Consider the following 20,512-nt stretch of genomic DNA (forward strand, 5'->3'; position numbering starts at 1 on the left):
TAATACAAAGGCTAGTCAGTGTTCTCGCCGGGTTCTGCCAGCTTACGACTCATACCAGAAAAGCCTCATGTAGCTATGAAGCCTTTCTAGAGATGGATGTTCATCAGGTGAAACTGCTACTGTTGCGCAATTTATCGAGGCGCAAGGCGGCGTCCTCCATCCATAATTTGACAAGCGCAAGCTCAGCATCGGTGAACGATGCCGCCATGACCGAGACAAACTGTATTTGAACCCCACGCGCTTGAACGGCAACTGATCTCCCTTTGGACGTAAACGACAGCAACCATGCCCGTTGATCTGCTTCAGATTGGCGTCGCTGGATTAGCCCTTCGGTTTTAAAACGCGAGATGAGCGCACCAATCCCGCTCTTTGCCGAGGATTTCTGAAAGCTCCGATCCGCAACAAGTGGAAGCCAGTAATTGGGGGCTCCCTCATTACTTACCGACGCCTATTGAAACTCTGGCAAAAGCACAAATTGAGCTGCCGCTTGACCGGTTGCGATACACATTGGAACTATCTCTACTTCCAGTTCCGCGCACTGGATGGAACGCTTTACGCGCCAGGATATTCTAAAGGTGCCGCGCTGTTGCGAAAGGGGCTCGTGACAAATGAACGGTCCTTCGAAGTGCTTGGAGTTTAAAAGCCAGTGTCAGCTTTGCCGGAAGCTATTGTCCACTGGAAAGACAGTAAGGAAAAACTGATCGGCTAAGCCCTATCGTTAGAGCCCAAGTGATGACCTTCTAAAACCAACTATGACACCTTAGGTACAGGCACCTTCAATGAGCAAGCCACAATGGTCGTATTGCTGACCTCTGTGTTTTTCCAAAAAGCGTATGGCCGATATTTGTAGATATCTGATGCTGAAGAATGGGGCTAGCGATATTTTTTTGTATAGCAACTGAAGAGAAAATCGGCGGTTGCTCTGACATTGGCAAGATCAACTATCCACTATCCACTATCCACTGGAAGCCTGAATTAGGGCGCTCTCAACAGATACGCAAATGTGCCTGGTTTTTCTCGGGCTAACGGAAGATGGTGAGCGTTAGGCTGGTAGTGATGACTTCCGCTAGGCTAAAGTCTTGGTTCAGTGTGTTTTCGCCTGGAAATGCGATGCACCGGATGTGTGCTTCGGCGGCGGCAAGTAAGCTGGGTTCTGAATCCTCGATGGCAATGGCGTTTTCAGCTGGGATATCCAAGCTTGTGAGTGCCTCCAGATAGATGTCGGGTGCGGGCTTGCTGTTTTCGACCATGGAGCTATCTCCCACAAAATCGAAATCGTCTTCGGTGAGCGTGTTTCCCAGAGCCGTGAAGATTGCTTCGATATTGTTGCGCGAGGTTGATGTGACGAAGCCCAATTTCAAACCTTCACCGCGTGCAGATCTGATAACTTCAAGCACACCCGAGCGGGGCTCCAGCGAAGCGGTGATGATATCCGCGTCAAAGATGCGTGTTTTGGCGGCGTGAATGGCCTCCACATCCACCGTTGCGCCTTGTTCCAAGGCAAAGGCACTGATGCGGTCTGTGCCTCCGGAGGAAGCTAAGCGTCTTCGGTAGGTTTCTCTGTCCCAATTCCAATCGAGATTGTGTTCAGCGAAGGCCTTGTTGAAAGCGGCGCGTTGCAGTTCTGAGGTTTCGACGATTGTTCCGATTGAGCCGAACAGAATTGCTTCGAGTGCCATGGCGCTCTCCAGTTTGTATTATTTTGATGAAAACCCAAAAGGTCGGAGATGGTTCCAACTGCATCTGCGGTTTGAGTAATTGTTTTGCGGTCAAGCCGGCGTAAACTCGAAACTCATTTCCGTGCCGCCGGTATCGTTTGAGAATGCAAGATCAGCGCCCAGCTGACGAGCGGCAGCGTCCATTATGCGTATGCCGAGGCCTTTCCGGCTATTGCTTTCGTGAGATGCATCGTAACCAATACCGTTGTCGGTCAGCGTCACAGTCAGTTTATCTGCCCGCTGAGCAATCACCATTGCCACCATACCCTCTGCATCATCGGGAAATGCGTACTTTACCGAGTTCGCAACGAATTCGTTGAAGATGATGGCAAGAGATGTTGCCTGCTTGGCATCCACAACTACCGGGGGAAGCGTGGTGGTTACGGTCACATTTGATGGCGTGGATGCGTTGAGATCGGTTGCCAGATTTGTGGCGTATGAGGCGAGGTTAATGCGACCCTCTTCGGCCGAATGGTCAAGTTCTGCATGAACAGATGCAATGGCACGAACACGGTTTTGGGCTGCGTCAAGAGCCTCTTGAATCTCGTCGTTTTGCGTCGCATTGGCCTGAAAGCGGAGCATGGACATTACCAATTGCAGCGAATTTTTGACGCGGTGATCTACCTCACGTGTGAGCATTTCACGGTCTGCCAGAAGTCTTTGCAGCGCTTCGTTTTCTTTCTGCTGGCGCACAATCCGCTCTTGTTCTTCACGGAGAGCCGCTTCTTGCTCCGCCAGCATTTTGCGGGCCCGTATTTGCATTCCCACCTGATCGCCCAAAACCTTGAGCGCCCGCTTCTGCATTTCGCTCAGCACTCTGGGTTTGTTATCGATCACGCAAAGACTGCCCACTGGCATATCGTCATCAGCCATGATCTTTGCACCGGCATAAAACCGCATGTCTAGGCCGTAAGTTTCTTTTGGCATGTCGGCGGTTCTTGGATCTTCATCGGTGTCGGGAACGATGAACAGATCGTCTTGCAAAATGGTGTGAGAGCAAACCGACATTTCCAGCCCTGTCTGCGCAGCGTCCAATCCGATTTTGGCTTTGAACCATTGGCGGTCTTCGTCAACGAGGGAAATAAGCGCAATCGGCACGTCGCAAATCTGTGCCACGAGTTGCAAGAGGTCGTTAAATGTCTCTTCCTCGCCGCTGTCCAAAATCGCAAGCGAGCGCAGCGTTTCCAAGCGTTGTTCGTTCTCGGGGTGCAAGTCTGCCAGCATGGGCATTGGGCCTTATCTGAAGGAAGGCTCCTTCTTACGGGCGTCGTGAGCAGGCGGCAATAATATTTGACATACTGAACCCATACCATTGTCGCAGCATCGTTCGTGAGTTCGCTTAGACGGTTTCGGAAGAGTAGGGTGCGATCTTTTGCGTGAGCAGGTGTTCCCGCTCCCTTTTTAGCAGGGCTAAATTCTTTGTGTTGGAACGGAAGGCGAAATCAAACAGATCACCAACCAGCGGAATAGCGCCGACAAACATATCAATGGCAACGTTGCCAGTCATTCTCGCCAGCACCCGCTTGCGGGCTCCCATTTTCCACGCGTCTGCGATGAAAACGACCGACATACCTGTCGTTGCCAAATCGCCGATACCGGGGATCAGGCCGATCATGCCGTCCAGACCAAAGCGTATCGACGTTCCCGGCAGCGTAAACTTGGCGTCCAGCCAACGTTCCACAGACACCAAATGTTCATCGCGCAGAAAGCCGCGTGGACGATTAGGGAGATCGTCCACGCGAACTGTTTGCGCTGTCAGCGTTGAGGTTGTGCTGCTCATTTCAAATTATCTCCGTGCGATGATCCACACTGCGTGAACAATGCCCGGAATGTAGCCCAGAATGGTCAGAAGAATGTTGACCCAAAACTGACCTTTGAAACCAACCTGCAAAAACACGCCGAGTGGTGGCAAAAGGATGGAAAGAATGATGCGAAGAATGTCCATGGGATATTCCTTTCTTGAGGCAGGTGCCTCATTGGAGCCTTGAAATTTGGTGTCAGGCGTAAGTCTTAGTCTTTCGCGGGCTCCACATTGACGGTTGGCACGGACACTTCTTTTTCCACCATGTTCACTTCGGGTACCGTAACAGTGACTGTTTTTGTGCCCATCTCGACGGAGCCGGTGTTTACGTCCACCTTGGGCAGCTGACCGCCCTCAACGTCCACATTGACGTCAGGCAGCTCGGCAGTTTGCGTCACCTCAATGTCAAAAAAATAGCTAGCGGCGACAGTGCCAGCGGCAAGAACGGCAGCGATTGCGATTGCTGTAAAAGTCTTCATCTGTGTTCTCCTTCGGTTGTGCCCAGATAACGCCCTGAGGAGCATTTGGTTCCGCAACGCCCGAATTTTCTCTTCCAGTAGCTCGCATTCTTTTGAAAGAAATGAATGTGGGAACTCAAACGGCCTGAACGTGTTGTCTCGGTGAAAGCCACGCCACTCGCCGCGTCGGCTTAAGGAAAAGGAGCTTTTTATGACCGAGAAGATTTCCACACGAGCCGCCCGCCAAGGGCGCAGCAACATGAACATTTTCTATGTGCTCGTCGGTGGACTAGTGCTCAGCGCTTTGGCCTTTGCCGTCTTGGAAGTGGCCTGGGGCTAAGCCGCCGCTTTTTTTCGAAACCTGAACAAGGAGAACACGATGACAGAAGCAGCACTAAAACTTACACCTAAGCCTTCCGAAGATTCCGTATCGCTCGGAATTGGTCGCGAAAATCGCAGCGAAATCGCTGAAGGATTGAGCGAAATTCTGAGTGACACCTACCGTTTGCTAATCAAGACACACATCTATCATTGGAATGTCGTTGGCCCACTTTTCCACTCGCTTCACGAGATGTTGGAAGAGCAATATAACGATATCTTTGCAGCAACTGACGTGATCGCAGAACGTATCCGCGCGCTGGGCTTTCTGGCGCCCATGGATATGGCGGCACCCAACAAGGGCTTCGCTAACAATGAAGCCAAGGCATCTGACGCAAAGGCAATGGTTGAAGATCTGATTGCCGATCACGAAGCCTTGGTGCGCAAAATGCGCGAAGTGGCAGAAGGTGCGGCAGACAAAGACGACGGCGTCAGTGAGGATATGCTGGTGGGGCGCATGACGTTCCACGAGAAGACTTTATGGATGCTCCGCGCTACGATTGCTGAATAAGGCTGAGCGGTTCGAACATATTTAAGGCGGCTCTTAGGGCCGCCTTTTTTGTGCGCAAAATTATCGATAGTTCAGATGAATGGGCGTGGTGTGTCAGGCAGACCGTCCCAGCCTGCCACATGCTGTAACTTCTCTTCGTCTTTGACGATGCACGAACGCTCCGACCATTTGATAAGACCACGAGCCTGCAGTTTTTTGAGAGTCTTGTTTGTGTGAACCAAGGACAGGCCGAGCGTGTCCGCGACATGGCTTTGCGTGAAGGGGACCAGAATCTGCCCATCCTCCAATTGCCCAACGCGCCGCGCACGCTGGCTCAAAAAGGAGATGAGATAGGCTGCTCGCTCTATGGCGGTTCTGCGTCCAACGCTGAGCAAATGCTCGTCCAGCATTTGCTCTTCGCGTGCTGCAAGCCACGTGACGTCATAAGCAAGACTAGGCGTTTCTTTGAAAAGTTTGGTGAGGCTTTCACGTTCGAAGACGCAGAACATCATATCTGAAAGCGCTTCGACGGAGTGAGACATTTCCTTCATCAAACTGCCCTGCAATCCGACAAGATCGCCGGGCAGAATGAAATTGAGAATTTGGCGGCGACCATCAGGCAAGGTCTTGTAGCGAAAACCCCAGCCCGAAAGCACTGTATAAAGATGTGGGCTGTTGGTGCCTTCAACGATGATTGTTGAACCAGCCTGAGCTTGAAACTCACCCGTCTTGAAGCGTGTCATGAACTCCGTCTCGGAGGCACTTAAATCACGCAGGATATCGTGCTTCTTCAAGGGGCATTGGTCGCAAGGATGTTGATGCTTTATTGAAAGCGGGCGTGGCTTGGCCAAGTTTGTCTCCGCCGGTTCAGCGCATGGTGGCGGATTGCACCGCGCCAACGATGTGGGCCGAAATGGCATCGGGTCCGTATTCACCATCGTCTTCGAGCGACAGGTCTTCAGCCAAACGGGTGCGAGCGCGTGAAACGCGACTTTTCATTGTGCCAACAGCAACGCCTGCGATCTCGGCAGCTTCCTCATAGGAAAACCCATTAGCCCCCACGAGAACAAGTGCCTCGCGTTGATCTTCTGGCAATTGTTCCAAGGCGGCGCGAAAGTCATGCATATCCATATGGCCTTGCTGCTCGGGATGGACTGCCATTTGCGAAGCCAAAACACCTTCGCTGTCTTGGACTTCACGACCCTTTTTGCGCATCTGCGAATAGAATTCGTTGCGCATGATCGTGAACACCCACGCTTTTAGATTTGTTCCCTCCTGAAACAATTCATGCTTGTTCCAAGCCTTCATGAGCGTTTCCTGCACTAAATCATCCGCGCGATCAGATGCGCGGGTAAGTGAAAGAGCAAAGGCTCGAAGGTTCGGGATAACTGCCAGAAGGTCATTTTTGAAAGAGTTTGAGACGGTCATTTTTTGTTCGACCCCTTATCATCCGGCTTTGTTTTTGGCGAAGAAGCCTCCAACTGATTCAGCAAATCGAGAAAACGATCAGGGACAGGCTCATTGACGACATCCGCATACGCCTCCTTGAGTTTTTCACCGATTTTGGCCTGAATATCCGCCTTCAAGGCAGGTTTTGAATTGGCGTCGTTCGCGTCATTGGTCATTTTCTATTTCCATTTTTCGCAGCGGCGCACGATCATCGCGCTTTGTTCGTCAGGTGAACAATGCCGGCCTGACAAAAAGGTTGCATTTATTTTCAGTTTTTTTGGAACCCGATCGTGTCGGTCTGCGTTGAGTGACGTTATCATCCGCGTTTTCCGCGATGGAAAACTCAACCAACTGGTCTGCACGTGTTAAGAAGACCAGCTTCTGGAGACTCGTAATGTCCACTGCAGAACTAATTGCCCCGCATCTTCCCTACCTTCGCCGATACGCGCGTGCTCTTGCCGGTACGCAGGAAAGTGGAGACAAATATGTGGTGTCGCTATTGGAAACACTGGTTTCTGATCCCGACATGAACATTATCGAAACGCAACCAAAGATTGATTTGTTCCGCGCTTTCACGAAAATTTGGCAGTCGATCAGTCTCAACCAAAAGACAGAACCGAACGAAGACGCCGCCGAGCGCAATGTTGGCAGTCTCTCAGCCTTGCCGCGCCAAGCCTTTTTGCTGACTGCCGTAGAAGGCTTCGACAAAATGCAAGCAGCATCCATTTTGTCGATTGAAACTGATGAGGTGGCCCAACTTCTGGAACAAGCAGGTAAGGAAATCGCAGAGCAGGTTGCGACGTCAATCCTCATAATCGAAGACGAACCGCTGATCGCCATGGACATCGAGCAGATGGTCGAGAGCCTTGGTCATGAAGTCACGGGTATTGCCCGCACTCACACAGAAGCGCTAGCGGCTATTGAAGAACGCAAGCCTGGCATGGTTTTGGCGGATATCAATCTTGCCGATGGAAGTTCCGGCATTGATGCGGTCAACGATATTCTGAAGTCGATCAATGTTCCGGTAATCTTCATCACCGCGTTCCCTGAAAAATTGTTGACGGGGGATCGTCCGGAACCCGCCTTTTTGATCTCAAAGCCCTTTATGCCCGACACCGTGAAGGCGCTGGTGAGCCAAGCGCTGTTTTTTGAGCAAAATGCTGGCGAGGACAAAGCGGCGTAAGCATTCTTCAACCATATCATCCGGTTTGCTTGGCAGAATCTGAACGAAACACTCTCCCGCTTGTTGGTTTGCCAAAGAGGAGTTTCGTTCAAGGTTGCGAAAACAAACTGACACTGCTGAGAGGCATATTCCGACAATGCCCAATTCCACTGAGCAAGGCCGAGCAAAACATCTCTTGCGTGCGCTGGCGGGCACGGAAATCACCGTTTTCTACCAAGATACCGATCTAAGATATCGCTGGATGGAGAACCCGCCCGCTGGCTGGACGGTTGAGGACATCGTCGGCAAGGACGAATTTGGAATTTTGCCCCAAGCCGCAGCCGCGCGTGCGGAAGAAGCAAAGCGGTTTGCGCTGGAAACTCAAAGCCATCAGAAGGTCGAATTGCTGGTAGACATGCCTGACGGCGATCGCTGGTTCGATTTGTGGATCGATCCGGATTTCGACGATGCCGGAGAGTTGCAAGGCATCTTGTGTTTCGCGATTGAAACAACTGATAAAAAGCGCACTGAAGAACGCCTGCGGGATTTGCTACTGGAAGTCAGCCACCGCTCCCGCAACCTGCTTTCCATCGTTCAAAGCATCGCCCGCCAAACCCTCTCCACACCTGATAACGCTGAAAGCGTGCGCCGCTTTGACGAACGATTGCGGTCACTGTCAGCATCCTTGGCCGCTGTGGTGGAAGGCCAGTGGGATGGAGCGACGCTCTGCGATTTGGTCGAGTTGCAAACGCAGGTCTATAGCGCCGATCACCTTGGCTGTGCGGTCCAAGGCGTCAATCCGGTTTTGAATCCAAACGCTGCTCTGCACATCGGACTTGCCTTGCAGGAACTAGCAGTCGGCACCGTTCGCCGCAGCGGCGCTGGTCTTGATGCGGCTAAGGTTTCCCTGACAAGCGTGGTTGAACCCAGCGAAGGTTCAACTGACGGCATTATTTTTGAATGGCGCGAGGAGATCACCGAATTGGCCCAAAATGATAACAGCGGCCAGCAAGCGGTGGATTCTCTGCTGCTCAATCGTGTCGTTCCATCAGCCATATCTGGAAAAGCTGAGATATATCAGACCCAAAACGAACTGATTTACCGATTGACCGTCCCTGCGCTGAATTTCATTTGATGGAAAGGCTGGTTCGATCTCTGGGGTCCGTAAAGGGTCTGGGCACTGTTCCTGGCCTCATTGCGCTGGGTCTTTGGTCGTTGGCCATCGTGACGCTCTGGATCGACGGGAATTTTCCTGAATTCGCGAAAACAAAACCGTTTGAAGCATTTCATGCCGATTATGACACGGCGCAGACCTTTCTTTCGACAGTAGCGGCTGCGGCTATCACCACTCTTGGTTTGGTCTATTCCATCGTGCTGGTCGTCTTTACGACGGCGGCTGGCAATATCGGCCCACGCCTGTTGCAACGCTTCACGGGCGATAACGTCAACCAGTTCACGGCAGGTCTTTTTGGCGGCACTTTTCTTTTTGCGCTCACCGTTCTCCACCAAACGGATGCCACTTTCATTCCGGCATTTTCCATCGCGGTCACTTTTTTGCTTGCGGGCCTTTCCACACTGCAACTCATTTACTTCGTCCACACCGCCTCTCGCAGCGTGACCATTGACGAAGAAGTGGCTGAAATTGCCGACCAACTCGAAAGCGAAATCGAACGGCTGTTGGCACAAGAAGACGCCGAACGCTTTGATGGTGAATTGCCGGAAGTCTCCGATGAGGATCAGGCTATTCCGGTTGACGGGACCGGCTACATCGCTGCGATCAACTCCGAGAAGCTGGTTGAATTGTGCCGCAAGCATGACGTGTTTCTCTCTCTGCTGCACGAGCAAGGAGCTTTTGTCATCAAGGGCCAGCGGCTTGCTGTTTTGAACAGAGAACTATCGGAAAGCGACCGTGAGGAAATTGAGACGACGCTTTTTGAAGTGGTTGAATTGTCCTCCAGCCGTTCGCCGAACACGGACGTAGAGTTTGCAGTCAATTTGTTGATTGAAATCGCATTGCGGGCACTCTCACCCGGCATAAACGACACCTACACGGCGGTGGCCTGTATTGATCGTCTTTCATCCGCGCTTGCCAAGGCGGTGAAGCGTGGGTTGCGTGACCAGATCCGCACGGACGAAGATGATACACCGCGATTGCGCGTTCCGGGTTTGACAATCAATGATCTGATTAACGCTAGCTTTCACCCGCTCAGAAGGGCAAGCAAGGGCAATGTGTTGATGAGCAAGCACATCTTGCAAGCCTTGGGCCGGCTGTCTCAAATTGCCGAGGGCGGCGCTCGTGAAGTTTTGAACGAACACGCTGACCTGGTCATTCAAGGCGCTAAGAACGCCGACTTGCAAAAAGCCGATCTCGACTTTCTTGAGGGACGGCGCAAAGCGTTAATGGACAGTTGAGCGGCTAACGAACAAGCAAAAGGAGCCTGCTATGAACGACCACAAAGACAATGGTGAAAAGCACCAAGACGAAAACGAAACGAGACCGGGCCTGTGGGGTCCGGCCTCATGGTGGCGCATCGGCCTTGTGGTGTTGGCGATTTTGATTGTCGTGTTGTTGCTGCGCGGGCTCTTAGCCTGATGCCCGCTTTTTCGCGGGACTGCGCTGACGCACGATCCACTCATAGACCTCTTTCTCGGCCTCGCTACGGCGTTTCCCATAGCGCTCAGCGACGCTGTCGATCAGTTGATCCATATCAGATTGCACGGCTTGGATATCGAGCCGTGTCAGCCGGCGCCATCTCTCGGCTGCTTCTTCAATAAGTTCAGGCCAAGCGACCTCGAATTCTTCAAACTGCATCTTGGGCTCCCGACTAGGTGCTGTGTTTTTGGTGTTCATCAACCAAACGCGGAGATCACATTTTGGTTGCGCAAAAGTGCTGTTTTGAAAGCAAAAACCCCGAATTCCGCATCAGGGAATTCGAGGTCTCTTTTCACACTGAGTTGCGCAAAAGCTTAGGCGATGCCTAAGAAAGACAAGACCGCCAGAGCGACGACCACGACGCCGATGATATAGAAAACGTTGTGCATGAGTTTCTCCTGTTGGGTGGCTTTCATTAACGAAACGCCTCATCCTTCAAGGAGTTCCTAACTTTGTGCTGCGGACCGGTCAGCCACATATGCACCACGTTCGCCCATTGGCTTTTCAGGTCCATCGGTTGTGTCGCGGCGTGTTTGGTGTTCAAGTTCAGCATTTAATGTCGCGCCCAACGCTACAATCAGGGTCGAATAGTAAAGCCAGAGCATCATGACAACCGCGACGGAGAGCGACCCAAACGTAGCGTCGAAATTGCCGAACGACTGGACGTAGAACGAAAACAGCCCGGATAGTAGAAGCCAAAGAACACAAGCAATCGCCGCACCGGGGGTGAGCCAGCGCCATTTAGCGTCCTCCCGGTCCGGCCCAACTTTGTACAACGCACCCAACAAGCCTGTAACAAGAACGCCCAACAGTGGCCAACGCAGCCATACGGCCAACGTCTCGAAAAGGGTGGGGAACGGCATGGCGTCCACCAGAACTGGAATGGCGGCAATAGCGAAAAGGGCGATAATGACAAATATGATGGCAACAAGCGTCATGCTGATCGACAAACCAGCGCTGGCGATAAAACCGCGTTCATCGGCTTCGCGATAGGCTTCATTGACGGTCGCAACAAGGGCATTGGTGCCACGTGAGCCGCTCCAAAGCGCAATGGCGAAAGATACCAGCAAGCCTATGCCAAGGCCTGTCTCCGGTCGCGCAAGCAAAGTCTGCAACCGCTCCATAATAACGTCATAGACGCTCGCCGGGAGAAATTGGCGCAACGGCTCCAGCTGGCTGACCAGTGAAGCAGGAGAGGCTACTATCCCGTACACCAAAACCATGCACGCCAGAATTGGGAAAATCGAAAGGAACGTGAAGAATGCCGCCCCCGCACACCGCAAAGAAGTGTCGGTTCTGCTGATTTTTTCATAGGTTCGCAACAAAATGGACTTCCAACCCGCCCAAGGTATCTGGTGCGGTTTGGCAGCATATTGCCCTATAGAACTCTCGGTCATCTGTTTCATCCGCGCGCAGACTTGGTGTTTTCACCCAGCACAGCAGTGGAACGCTCGATGGCGGCAACACTGGCTTTCGATGGCTTCGCTTTGTTGGCGGGTTTGCGCTTTGCGGAAGTCTTTTTGACTGGAGCCGCTTTCTTTGATGCCTGGCGCGGCGCTTGTTCGGCGTCCGCAATGTCATGCAATTCTTCGCTCGCTTCTAAGCGCGACCTATTCGGGCGAGAGGCGAAAATTGACGAAACAGCTGCGCCAACCGCAACCGCCATCAGACCAGACGCGACAGGGTTGTCGGCCACCCAATCCACGACGCCTTCCGCCTTGCCACGCACCAGAGTTGGGCTGCGTTTGGCCGTGTTGCGAGCTTTGGCGCTGGTCTCAGCCAACACGTCTTTCGCGTTTTCCACTTTGGCGGAGAGCTTTGCCTTCTTTGCAGAGGCCTCGGCCTTTATCTGCTCCATGTCGGGCGTTGAAATGGTCTCTGCAAGGTTTGGTTTCCCGGTCAACAGACTTGCCAGTCCCGCTCCAAACAATAAGGCACCAAAGGGATTTTCTTTCGCTTTGCTGATTGCCGCTTCGGCGATTTGCGCGGGATCGCTGCTTTTGGAGCCAATCGCCTGTTGGAAAAGCTCGCTGGGATTTAACTGGTGACTGAGAGAATTCAGCCGTGCATCAATGCGCTTTCGGGTCTGTTCAATTTGATCTTCAATCATTTCGGGGCTGTGTGTCATTTTTCAACTCCATCGTTGTTCGTGAAAAACCAACGATGTGAGGAGGAATTTGTTCCCGGATGAAGATGCAAAAATGCCCGCCAAGCGGTTCACATGGCGGGCAAAAAGAAGATCAGGCTTTACGAACTTCTGAATGACTCTTCAGGACTTCATCGCCGTCATCTTGTTTGATGGAATAAGCGGGCTCGTCTTCGCTCGCTTCGCGGGTGACTTCAGTGCCTTTAATTGTGCGGGTGATCTTGGAGGTGTGAACGGTCTCAATCTTACCAACGCCTGTGCCGTCACCCCAATCCCATTCCACTTTGGTGCCTTCGGTATAACCTGCCATTACGAGGCCATATCGAGTTTGGCGTTGTCGCCCAAATCGGGGCCTTCGTCTGTGAAATAGGCTTTTGCAAAGGAATAGGCCATTGCGATGCTGCCTTTATCGTTGTCCCAAAATTCGGCCTGATCGGGTTTCACGGTGATCACGACGACATCTGCGGTCTTCGGATCGCCACCGAAAAAGACATCGCAATAGGGACCCCACATTTCGGTTATCAATCCGCGATCCGCAGACACTTCTCCGCGGCCTGAAATTGAGACGTATTGCATCGCGTCTTCGTTCACGAAATTCAACGCCAAGTCGCGGTCATGATGAAGCTCTTCGACTTTTGCCGAAGTCCGATCTGTGATGAAGCGGATCGTGCGCGCCTTTTTGTCAATATACGGTGCCATCGGGCGTGAGCGAAGTACGCCGTCATCAACTGTCGTCACCATGCAGGCTGTCGGTTTCGAAATCATGTCCCAGAGTTTGTCGATATCTTTGCTCATGCAAATTTCCTTCTCACTGTTGGTGTGTTTCAGTGAGGCAACCAATGGCGCGTGAAATGGTTCCAATGCGTGCAACAAAACCGATTTAGAGGTCGCAGATGGCGAATGAAGAGCGCGGCAGCGATGAAGACAAATCAAGCCAGGAACTGGCTGAAGATCGCACCGATTGGGCAGAAGACCGCACGGTCTTAGCAAACGAGCGCACGTTTGCTGGATGGATGCGCACCGGTATGGCAAGCCTTGGCATCGCAATTGCCATGCAAGCGATTTTTGGCGAAGTAGAGCCCCGCTGGTTTGCGAAGGCAGGCGCGACGGTTTTCATCCTTGTTGGCTTGCTGATTTTCTATGCTGGTTGGAAAAATGCAAAAGCGATGGTTGCACGCCTCGACGCCCACACCGCCGAACCTGTCTCGCGGTCGCACTTAAGTGTGGTGGCTGGAATGATGGCCCTAGGCAGCATTATCGCTGGGATTGTGCTCTGGATGATTTGATGACCTGAGCCTGTGTCGGCGGGAACCAAATCCCCCGTTGTTCTCTTTCCATAGCAGACAGGAAAGGACGAAAAAGATTCATGAGCAGTTCAAAATCTAGGGAAACGATCTGGAACGAATGGCGCGACTTGGTGAATATGGCGCCACAGGAACTTCAGGATTGGTTGGAAACGGATGAATCCAAATCAGTCGGCGCAGATGCCGGTGACGGCGAATCCAAAGGTCATAAATCGGGTCGTCGTATCCTAAAGATCAAACGCACAAACAAAGACGAGCTGTCTGACGATCAATATGATCACATGGCTGAAGTCGTTGGTTACATCAAACGACATCTATCACAAGGTGGGCCAGAGGAAGATGTAAAGACATCAAACTGGCGCTATTCGCTTATGAACTGGGGCCATGACCCATTGAAAGACGACTAGCGGTATTGGCCAGTTTCAGAAATTCTGTTTGGGCTGTTTCTTAGAGGAGCAGCCCTTTTTCATTTCTGCTGTCGTTCAAAAACATGATCCATATGAACAGAATGACTAAGCCATTCCGCGACCAGATTGGGCAGCTTTAAGCTCTGGCGAGTTTATCCTGCCGCCTCTTCGCCGTTTTTACGCAACCACCACAGCGAATAGAATCCCACCGCCGCTCCAGCGATCGTGTTGGCAATTGCGATGGCGCTGAAAACGCTTTGCGAACCGCTCAGCAGTGACGCGGCATAGGAGAGGGGAATGTAAAATAGGGCAGTGCGGGTCAGATACATGCCAAGGCCGGTGAATGGTTTGCCAAGGGAATTGTATCCCCCAGCCGCGACAATCACCCAGCCATAGCCCCACACACTCAGTGGAACGATGTGAAGATAAGATGCAGCAGCCCGCATGACTTCTGGGTCGCTGGAAAACAGTCCAATAACGCTCTCAGCGAAGAACTGGAACACCACTGCCAAAAGCAAAGCCCAGCCAAAGCAAACAGCAAAACTTATTTTCAGCGCGCTGCGGACACGCTCCACTTTTGCGGCACCCCAGTTCTGTCCAGCGACAGGTCCAATCGCTGACGACAAGGCAAGCATCGGTATGACGGCAAGGCTCTCAATGCGCGTTGCCACGCCGAAGCCAGCGACCACTGCTTCGCCGTAGATTGCGACAATGCCGGTGACGACAGTGATGCCCAACGGGTTGGTCGCGTTTCCAAAGGCTGCGGGCAGTCCAATAGACAAAACCTGCCTCCAGGACTTTACCAGTTCTTCTATCGTTGGTTTGGCAAAGGCCACCATTTCTTCTCGATAGACGATGAGCCACAGGCCTAAGAACAATGTGAACACGCGCGCGATCAGCGTGCCCCACGCCGCGCCCTCGATATTTAGCGCAGGAATCGGACCCCATCCGAAAATGAACGCCGGTGTTATCGCGATGTTAATGATGGCGGAAGCCACCATTATCGCACTTGGCCAAAAGGAATTTCCTACCGCACGCACAATCGCATTGGCGACCATCGGGATGATGAGAAACGGCATCGAAAGATACCAGATCTGCATATAACGCACGATCATATCAAGCACGTCACCTTCGGCGCCAAGTAGCGAAAACAACGGCTTGATCGTCAGATATCCGGTAACAGTGATGAGCACGACCACCACGAGCGCAAGCCCAAGACTGTCAGTTGAAAGTCGCTTTGCCTCGCTAGTATCGGATGAGCCAATTGCCCGCGCAACAACGGAAGATGCGCCTGCGCTCAACCCGATAGCGAGGCTCGTAATCGTTAGCGATGCGGGGGCAATAAAGGATAAGGCTGCCAAAGGAGCCGTACCCAATTTGCCCACATAATATGTGTCGACAACAGAAACGGAGATCGCCGCCAGGATGCCAAACACCATTGGCCCGGCAATAATCAGAAGACTGCGCCAAACAGGGCCGGTGGTTAGGTCGCGAGAGTCGCTCAATGCGCTGTTCCGTGTTCAGGGATCGCGCCAAGAGCGCCAGACCGATGGCAACGCACAAATAGGAAGCATCGTTCCACGGCTTTCTGCGGATATTGAAAAACTGTCTTTTGGAACGAAATGCAAAATCTTGCGTTGTGTCGGTGAAGTTCAACAACGCAGGAGACAATCATGCCCAGCACAGAATCAAACAACGAACAAAAAGCCGTTCTTGCTAGTCTCAACGGCGCTGCGTCGCCGGAGAAGGCAGAAAAGTCGGTGAAGGCAAAAAATGCCATAGGGAAAGCGAAGACGAAAGCGAAATCAGCGGCCAAGATGGCGAAGAAAAATGCTGAGCGAACGACGAAGCGCGTCGCAAGCAAAGTTAGCGGTGGGGCGGAGGACATCGCAGAGAGTGCCGTCAGCGCTACCAGCGACCAGGCGCAGCAAATTGCTTCAACAGGCATTGACCGTACAGAGCATTTCTTCAGCTCCATAAGTCGTGCAACTGAAGCTGCCGCGCACTCTTTGGACAACGATGGCATGCCCCGTGCAGCCGCCTATGTGAATGCCGCCGCTAATGGCATGAAAAACGCGGCATCTGAAGTTGACGGCATAGATCCCGGCCGGATTGGCCAACGGGCGGAGAGTATCGTTCGCCAAAATCCTATTCTGACGATGGGCGTTCTGGCGCTTGCTGGCTTCGCAATCGCAGGCATCGTAAAAAACAAAAGCAACGCCTAAGGCTCGCGGGAGCAGAGAATGACAAAGAATTTGAACACAATGGTCGAGACGGTTCGGGAACTCTTTCAGGATTCAACGCTTCTTGTGCGTCAGGAAATTCAGCTGGCAAAAGCTGAGGCTGCCGAAAAAGCTGAGCAGGTGAAATTGGGCGTAGCTGAAATTGCGGCAGGAGGGATTATCGCGTTGGTTGCGCTGATTGTCCTTACGCAAGCCTTGGTCGTCGCCCTAGCCAATTTTATGCCTGGTTCCTTGGCGGCCCTTTTGGTTGGCGTGTCACTGGCGCTTGTCGCTTGGCTATGCATTTCACGCGGGCAGAGAAATTTGAGCAGTGAAAACCTCGCACCGCGCCGTACCACGCGCTCGGTAAGAGAGACTGCCAATCGCGTGACCGAAGCGGTCTAGCCCAATCAATCCAATTGCTCTTTACCAAGTAGGCATCGCCAATTCAGGCGGTGCCTTTCTCAGTTTTCCCAGTCGGTGCCGATAGGCCTGCGGTCGCGTTGTTTTTCTTCCACTATAAGCTCGTCCGCTTCCTCAAAGTCTTGTGCCGTCGCTTCACTGTTCTCACGCTTTGGCTTTTGTGTATCGGTTAGCGCGAGTCGGTAATACATTGGAAAATGATCTGACCCGATATGAGCCATGCGCTTGATGGCAATGAGTTTGAAATGTGGACTGTGAAAGGCATGATCGAGCGGCCAACGCAGGAAAAAATAATCAGCATGGAAAGTGTTGAACATTCCGCGGCCTTCACGCGGATCAAGCAGTTTAGATATGCGTTTAAAACGGCGCGTTGAGTGCGACCACGCAACGTCGTTCAAGTCACCGGTAACGATCAGTGGCTCGCCATAATCCCTCACTTCTTTTCCAATCAGAGCCAGCTCTGCGTCTCGCCCCACCGTATCGCGCGTTGCGATTGGTGGTTCAGGGTGGACGGTAATCAGCCTGAAACGCGGACCGCTGGGATGTTCAACCATCAAGTCGAAAGAAGGCACCTCTTCGTTTAGTCGAAAGAGCACTTCGTGCTTGATGATCCGATAGCGCGAGACGAGATGCATCCCATAGCCGTTATCCATCGGATGTGAGACGCTGAAAGGATAGCGTTCGCTGTCAACGTAAAGCCCTTCGATCCAGTCGGCATCAGTTTCTATAAAGACACAAATATCGGCATTGGCCTCTGCCATCCGTTCCCGCACTTTTTCATATTGCCGATTTCCCATTTTAACGTTCGAAACAAAAAATGAAGCGGTCGGTACGCACTCGGGATCGCCATCAAACGCATGGGACCGCGATTTCCAAAGAGGTGTGAATCGCAAAATTGCATAGGCCTGCACTGCCATGGTGAATGCGAAGGCCAACAGAACCAACGTGCGCAAAACACTTGCCTCCACAAGCAGAAGAGTCGTGATTAATCCTGCCGCCGCAATAAATGCATTCTGAAGCCGTGGAAAATCGAAAATCCGTAGCAATCCGTGAGGCAGCGGAAAGAATCCAGCCAGCGTGGTGAGAGCGCAAGCGAAGGCAATCAAAGCCAAAATCCAGATCATCGCTCTCTCCTTAGGTTGCTGAGTGCAACACTCTGCTAAGCGTGCAGTTCCAAGGCAAGCCAATGAATTATGCAACGAAGAGCGATTGTTTGCGTTGAGATGAGTATGTGGCTGAGAACGCAATGTGTTCTGCAAGCGCTTTTGAGAGAGCTACAGAGTTCTGACCCAAAACGAGAGAGATCCGTGCGATGACGTTGCAAGCCGCCAGACTTGAAAGATCAGAGCGCCCCAATCAGTCCTCTAGTGAGGTAGACAAAGCCGCTGGTGGTGGGTCAATCCGGCAAGATGTCTTGGAGAATATCAGTCGGTCCCTATTTTGGATGCTGGCGTTCTCCCTGCTCGCAATTCTTTATCTGGCGCGCGATTTTCTCGTGCCGATCACCGGCTCCTTCATCCTTGCTCTCACGTTCAGCCCCCTCGTGCGAGCCCTGTCGCGTTTGGGGATTCCTGCCGCTCTGTCAGCGGTTCTCATTGTTGCTTCCCTGTTAATGGCCACCCTGAGTTTGATCTATCTTCTCGCTTTCCCAGTGTCCGATTGGTTCAACCGCGTCCCTGAAATCGGTGCTGCGTTGAAGGAAAAGGCGTCAATTCTGCTGGCACCGTTACAGGTTGTGATGGAAGCGCAAAGAGAGATGGACGAGGTAACAACCGCAGTTGCAAGCGACGTTCAAGCAGTGACAATCCAGGGGCCAGGTCTGTTTGAGACAGCTGCCAGTAACATGTTTTCCATGGCGACGACGCTGGCGATCACCTTGGTTTTGCTGACGTTCCTGCTGGGTTCAGGCGATTTGTTTTACTCCAAACTCGTTCACAGATTTGAGTCTCTTGAGGATAAAAAGCAGGCATTGGGGACAGCCCGCAATGTTGAGCGCGTGATCTCGCGTTACTTGCTGACGATCACCACAATCAATGTCTGCTTGGGTGTTGCGATCGGCCTTGCGATGCACGCATGGGGAATGCCCACCCCGTATGTTTGGGGCGCGATGGCAACATTGTTGAACTTCATGCCCTATATTGGCGCTGTGATAGGCCTTGGGGTCGTGGTTGCGGTATCTGCGGTCACGTTTGAAACGCTGCCGGTCGTCGTCGGTGTCGCCGCCACATATTTTGCCTTCACGACAATTGAAGGACAGTTCGTCACGCCGCTAACTGTTGGCCGTAAGCTGGAACTCAACGCCGTAAGTGTTTTCATTGCTGTGGGGTTTTGGGCGTGGCTTTGGGGCTTCGTCGGTGCGCTTATTGCCGTGCCGATCTTGGTGATTGTGAAGACCGTTTGCGAAAACATCGACTCAACAGCGCATATCGCCAATTTTCTATCCAACGAGCAACGCAAAACCCATGCCGCGTAGTTTGGGAACGGCAGGGTCGCCGTGTAGGTTTCTGCCGAAACTCTAGCCAAGTCAGGATTAGCTGTGAAATCGCAAAACCCATTCACACTCGAGATCGAATTTTCACATGAAGAAATGTCGGACCAGGCCGTCAGCGACGCTCTCTATCGCGCCGATATAGCTTTTCAAGATTGGCGTTGGAGAAGCTTTGAAGACCGCGCGGTTGTGCTGAATAAAGCTGCTGATCTTCTCGATGAACGCCGTGACAGGCTTGCTGAGATTGCGACTCGAGAAATGGGAAAGCGTCTCAGTGAGGCAGTATCCGAAGTTGAAAAATGCGCATGGGTTTGCCGTCACTACGCTGAACATGCGCAGGCCTATCTCTCAGACGATCAGCGCGACAGCGACAAAGACGAAAGCTATGTGCGTTATTTTCCCTTAGGCGTAATCTTGGCTGTCATGCCGTGGAACTTCCCGTTTTGGCAAGTCTTCCGCTTTGCTGCGCCCACCTTGATGGCTGGCAATGTCGGTCTGCTGAAACACGCCAGCAATGTACCCCAATGTGCAGTCGAGATTGAACGTATTTTCACCGATGCAGGCGCACCGCGAGGTGTTTTTACAACACTTATGATCGGCTCCAGCAAGGTGGCGGACGTGATCGCCAATCCGGTCGTGAAAGCGACTTCTGTGACCGGCAGCGGCCCAGCCGGTTCTGCGGTTGCAGCCCAATCCGGCGACGAGGTGAAACCAAGTTTGCTGGAACTGGGCGGCAGTGATCCATTCATAGTCATGCCCTCAGCAGATATCGAAAAGGCTGTAACAACCGCCGTCACAGCGCGGATGATCAACAACGGACAATCCTGCATCGCTGCTAAGCGCTTCATCGCTCATGCGGATATTTTTGATGATTTCCGAGATCGTTTCGTAGAGAAGGTCGCGGCGATGAAAATGGGCGATCCCATGAAAGACGGCACTGATATGGGGCCTCTGGCGACACAAGATATTCGCAATGAGCTTGCTGAACAGGTGGAAAAATCAGTCAAAGCGGGCGCAAAAGTTCTGGTTGGTGGTGGTAAGGGAGAGATGGATGGTCATTTCTATCAGCCCACTATCTTGACTGATATTCCCGATAACAGCCCCGCCGCCACGGAGGAATTCTTTGGTCCCGTCGCTTTGCTGTTTAAGGCCGATAGCGCACAACATGCGATAGTGATCGCCAACGATTCCAAGTTTGGCTTGGCCAGTTCCGTTTGGACCACAGAACCCGCAGAACAAGACTTGTTCATCAACCGCATCGAAGCCGGCTCAACCTTTGTAAATTCGATGTCTGCATCCGACCCGAGGCTACCCTTTGGCGGGATCAAAGTATCTGGCTATGGGCGGGAGCTATCACGCGAAGGAATTCTGGCATTCGTAAATGCCAAAACAATTGGTATCACAAAGGGCTAA

Annotated in this window: 27 protein-coding genes; 12 read left to right on the forward strand and 15 right to left on the reverse strand. The window is 52.4% G+C overall.

All coding sequences use genetic code 11. The annotated features are described in order from the left end of the window. Window positions 1-1,022: 1,022 nt before the first annotated feature. The 5 genes from ACFQ14_RS08660 to ACFQ14_RS08680 form a co-directional block, all read right to left on the reverse strand. Window positions 1,023-1,679 (reverse strand): HAD family hydrolase, encoded by a 657-nt coding sequence (locus tag ACFQ14_RS08660; RefSeq protein WP_377212339.1) that lies wholly within the window; start codon window positions 1,677-1,679, stop codon window positions 1,023-1,025. Window positions 1,680-1,769: 90 nt separating this feature from the next. After that, entirely contained in the window at window positions 1,770-2,948 is a 1,179-nt protein-coding gene (locus ACFQ14_RS08665; RefSeq protein ID WP_377212340.1) for a sensor histidine kinase, read from the reverse strand. A 109-nt stretch (window positions 2,949-3,057) separates the two neighbouring features. Continuing rightward, window positions 3,058-3,498 carry a DUF4112 domain-containing protein gene (locus ACFQ14_RS08670; RefSeq protein WP_377212341.1) on the reverse strand — a complete coding sequence of 147 codons (441 nt, stop codon included), beginning with the start codon at window positions 3,496-3,498 and terminating at the stop codon, window positions 3,058-3,060. Window positions 3,499-3,504: 6 nt separating this feature from the next. Beyond that, complete coding sequence (locus ACFQ14_RS08675) at window positions 3,505-3,663, reverse strand: YqaE/Pmp3 family membrane protein (RefSeq protein ID WP_377212342.1); 159 nt, start codon at window positions 3,661-3,663, stop codon at window positions 3,505-3,507. 65 nt (window positions 3,664-3,728) lie between these two features. Further along, complete coding sequence (locus ACFQ14_RS08680; RefSeq protein ID WP_377212343.1) at window positions 3,729-3,998, reverse strand: hypothetical protein; 270 nt, start codon at window positions 3,996-3,998, stop codon at window positions 3,729-3,731. A 190-nt stretch (window positions 3,999-4,188) separates the two neighbouring features. On the opposite strand from ACFQ14_RS08680, the gene ACFQ14_RS08685 reads away from it, so the two are divergent. Next, a complete protein-coding gene (locus ACFQ14_RS08685; RefSeq protein ID WP_377212344.1) occupies window positions 4,189-4,317 on the forward strand; it encodes a hypothetical protein in 129 nt (42 codons plus the stop codon). Window positions 4,318-4,356: 39 nt separating this feature from the next. Then, window positions 4,357-4,866 carry a Dps family protein gene (locus ACFQ14_RS08690; RefSeq protein WP_377212345.1) on the forward strand — a complete coding sequence of 170 codons (510 nt, stop codon included), beginning with the start codon at window positions 4,357-4,359 and terminating at the stop codon, window positions 4,864-4,866. A 71-nt stretch (window positions 4,867-4,937) separates the two neighbouring features. On the opposite strand, the gene ACFQ14_RS08695 is transcribed toward ACFQ14_RS08690, so the two are convergent. Genes ACFQ14_RS08695 through ACFQ14_RS08705 form a run of 3 tightly spaced genes read right to left on the reverse strand, consistent with a single transcriptional unit; the run spans window position 4,938 to window position 6,470 of the window. After that, the gene (locus ACFQ14_RS08695; protein ID WP_377212346.1) at window positions 4,938-5,696 is read right to left on the reverse strand and encodes a Crp/Fnr family transcriptional regulator; all 759 of its coding nucleotides are present in this window, start codon (window positions 5,694-5,696) and stop codon (window positions 4,938-4,940) included. A gap of 16 nt (window positions 5,697-5,712) precedes the next feature. Continuing rightward, the gene (locus ACFQ14_RS08700) at window positions 5,713-6,273 is read right to left on the reverse strand and encodes a sigma-70 family RNA polymerase sigma factor (RefSeq protein WP_377212347.1); all 561 of its coding nucleotides are present in this window, start codon (window positions 6,271-6,273) and stop codon (window positions 5,713-5,715) included. Continuing rightward, the gene (locus ACFQ14_RS08705; RefSeq protein WP_377212348.1) at window positions 6,270-6,470 is read right to left on the reverse strand and encodes a NepR family anti-sigma factor; all 201 of its coding nucleotides are present in this window, start codon (window positions 6,468-6,470) and stop codon (window positions 6,270-6,272) included. Before ACFQ14_RS08705 ends, ACFQ14_RS08700 begins: the two co-directional genes overlap by 4 nt. 218 nt (window positions 6,471-6,688) lie before the next feature. Between ACFQ14_RS08705 and ACFQ14_RS08710 the strand changes: the two genes are divergently transcribed. From ACFQ14_RS08710 to ACFQ14_RS08725, 4 genes are all read left to right on the forward strand, one after another. After that, entirely contained in the window at window positions 6,689-7,477 is a 789-nt protein-coding gene (locus tag ACFQ14_RS08710) for a response regulator (protein WP_377212349.1), read from the forward strand. 136 nt (window positions 7,478-7,613) lie between these two features. Further along, a complete protein-coding gene (locus ACFQ14_RS08715; RefSeq protein ID WP_377212350.1) occupies window positions 7,614-8,591 on the forward strand; it encodes an HWE histidine kinase domain-containing protein in 978 nt (325 codons plus the stop codon). Then, the gene (locus ACFQ14_RS08720) at window positions 8,591-9,868 is read left to right on the forward strand and encodes a DUF2254 domain-containing protein (protein WP_377212351.1); all 1,278 of its coding nucleotides are present in this window, start codon (window positions 8,591-8,593) and stop codon (window positions 9,866-9,868) included. The genes ACFQ14_RS08715 and ACFQ14_RS08720 overlap by 1 nt, the downstream gene beginning before the upstream one ends. A 31-nt stretch (window positions 9,869-9,899) precedes the next feature. Then, on the forward strand, window positions 9,900-10,049 hold the full coding sequence (locus tag ACFQ14_RS08725) for a hypothetical protein (RefSeq protein WP_377212352.1): 150 nt from the start codon (window positions 9,900-9,902) through the stop codon (window positions 10,047-10,049). On the opposite strand, the gene ACFQ14_RS08730 is transcribed toward ACFQ14_RS08725, so the two are convergent. From ACFQ14_RS08730 to ACFQ14_RS08750, 5 genes are all read right to left on the reverse strand, one after another. Further along, window positions 10,041-10,268: a CsbD family protein gene (locus tag ACFQ14_RS08730; protein WP_377212353.1), complete on the reverse strand. Its 228-nt coding sequence runs from the start codon at window positions 10,266-10,268 to the stop codon at window positions 10,041-10,043. The genes ACFQ14_RS08725 and ACFQ14_RS08730 overlap by 9 nt on opposite strands. Window positions 10,269-10,555: 287 nt before the next feature. Continuing rightward, window positions 10,556-11,506: a YihY/virulence factor BrkB family protein gene (locus ACFQ14_RS08735; RefSeq protein WP_377212354.1), complete on the reverse strand. Its 951-nt coding sequence runs from the start codon at window positions 11,504-11,506 to the stop codon at window positions 10,556-10,558. Window positions 11,507-11,511: 5 nt separating this feature from the next. Beyond that, on the reverse strand, window positions 11,512-12,237 hold the full coding sequence (locus ACFQ14_RS08740; protein ID WP_377212355.1) for a DUF3618 domain-containing protein: 726 nt from the start codon (window positions 12,235-12,237) through the stop codon (window positions 11,512-11,514). A gap of 112 nt (window positions 12,238-12,349) precedes the next feature. Then, window positions 12,350-12,565, reverse strand: coding sequence for a hypervirulence associated TUDOR domain-containing protein (locus ACFQ14_RS08745; protein WP_377212356.1), 216 nt, complete (start codon window positions 12,563-12,565; stop codon window positions 12,350-12,352). Then, entirely contained in the window at window positions 12,565-13,050 is a 486-nt protein-coding gene (locus ACFQ14_RS08750; RefSeq protein WP_377212357.1) for a pyridoxamine 5'-phosphate oxidase family protein, read from the reverse strand. The genes ACFQ14_RS08745 and ACFQ14_RS08750 overlap by 1 nt, the downstream gene beginning before the upstream one ends. A 98-nt stretch (window positions 13,051-13,148) precedes the next feature. Between ACFQ14_RS08750 and ACFQ14_RS08755 the strand changes: the two genes are divergently transcribed. Together ACFQ14_RS08755 and ACFQ14_RS08760 are read left to right on the forward strand one after the other, a co-directional pair. Beyond that, the gene (locus tag ACFQ14_RS08755) at window positions 13,149-13,541 is read left to right on the forward strand and encodes a YidH family protein (protein WP_377212358.1); all 393 of its coding nucleotides are present in this window, start codon (window positions 13,149-13,151) and stop codon (window positions 13,539-13,541) included. 80 nt (window positions 13,542-13,621) lie between these two features. Next, window positions 13,622-13,966: a DUF3140 domain-containing protein gene (locus ACFQ14_RS08760; protein ID WP_377212359.1), complete on the forward strand. Its 345-nt coding sequence runs from the start codon at window positions 13,622-13,624 to the stop codon at window positions 13,964-13,966. Window positions 13,967-14,118: 152 nt separating this feature from the next. Here the strand turns inward: ACFQ14_RS08760 and ACFQ14_RS08765 are convergent, their stop codons facing one another. After that, window positions 14,119-15,471, reverse strand: coding sequence for an MATE family efflux transporter (locus ACFQ14_RS08765; RefSeq protein ID WP_377212360.1), 1,353 nt, complete (start codon window positions 15,469-15,471; stop codon window positions 14,119-14,121). Between the two features lie 168 nt (window positions 15,472-15,639). Between ACFQ14_RS08765 and ACFQ14_RS08770 the strand changes: the two genes are divergently transcribed. Then, entirely contained in the window at window positions 15,640-16,191 is a 552-nt protein-coding gene (locus ACFQ14_RS08770) for a hypothetical protein (protein WP_377212361.1), read from the forward strand. Window positions 16,192-16,209: 18 nt separating this feature from the next. After that, a complete protein-coding gene (locus ACFQ14_RS08775) occupies window positions 16,210-16,593 on the forward strand; it encodes a phage holin family protein (RefSeq protein WP_377212362.1) in 384 nt (127 codons plus the stop codon). Between the two features lie 59 nt (window positions 16,594-16,652). On the opposite strand, the gene ACFQ14_RS08780 is transcribed toward ACFQ14_RS08775, so the two are convergent. Next, the gene (locus ACFQ14_RS08780; RefSeq protein WP_377212363.1) at window positions 16,653-17,735 is read right to left on the reverse strand and encodes an endonuclease/exonuclease/phosphatase family protein; all 1,083 of its coding nucleotides are present in this window, start codon (window positions 17,733-17,735) and stop codon (window positions 16,653-16,655) included. A 188-nt stretch (window positions 17,736-17,923) separates the two neighbouring features. Here ACFQ14_RS08780 and ACFQ14_RS08785 point away from each other — a divergent pair, with 188 nt between their 5' ends. Both ACFQ14_RS08785 and ACFQ14_RS08790 read left to right on the forward strand, forming a co-directional pair. Further along, window positions 17,924-19,084 carry an AI-2E family transporter gene (locus ACFQ14_RS08785; RefSeq protein WP_377212364.1) on the forward strand — a complete coding sequence of 387 codons (1,161 nt, stop codon included), beginning with the start codon at window positions 17,924-17,926 and terminating at the stop codon, window positions 19,082-19,084. Between the two features lie 63 nt (window positions 19,085-19,147). Further along, a complete protein-coding gene (locus ACFQ14_RS08790; protein ID WP_377212365.1) occupies window positions 19,148-20,512 on the forward strand; it encodes an NAD-dependent succinate-semialdehyde dehydrogenase in 1,365 nt (454 codons plus the stop codon).

The organism is Pseudahrensia aquimaris, from assembly GCF_042676045.1.
Taxonomy (GTDB): Bacteria; Pseudomonadota; Alphaproteobacteria; order Rhizobiales; family Rhizobiaceae; genus Pseudahrensia; species Pseudahrensia aquimaris.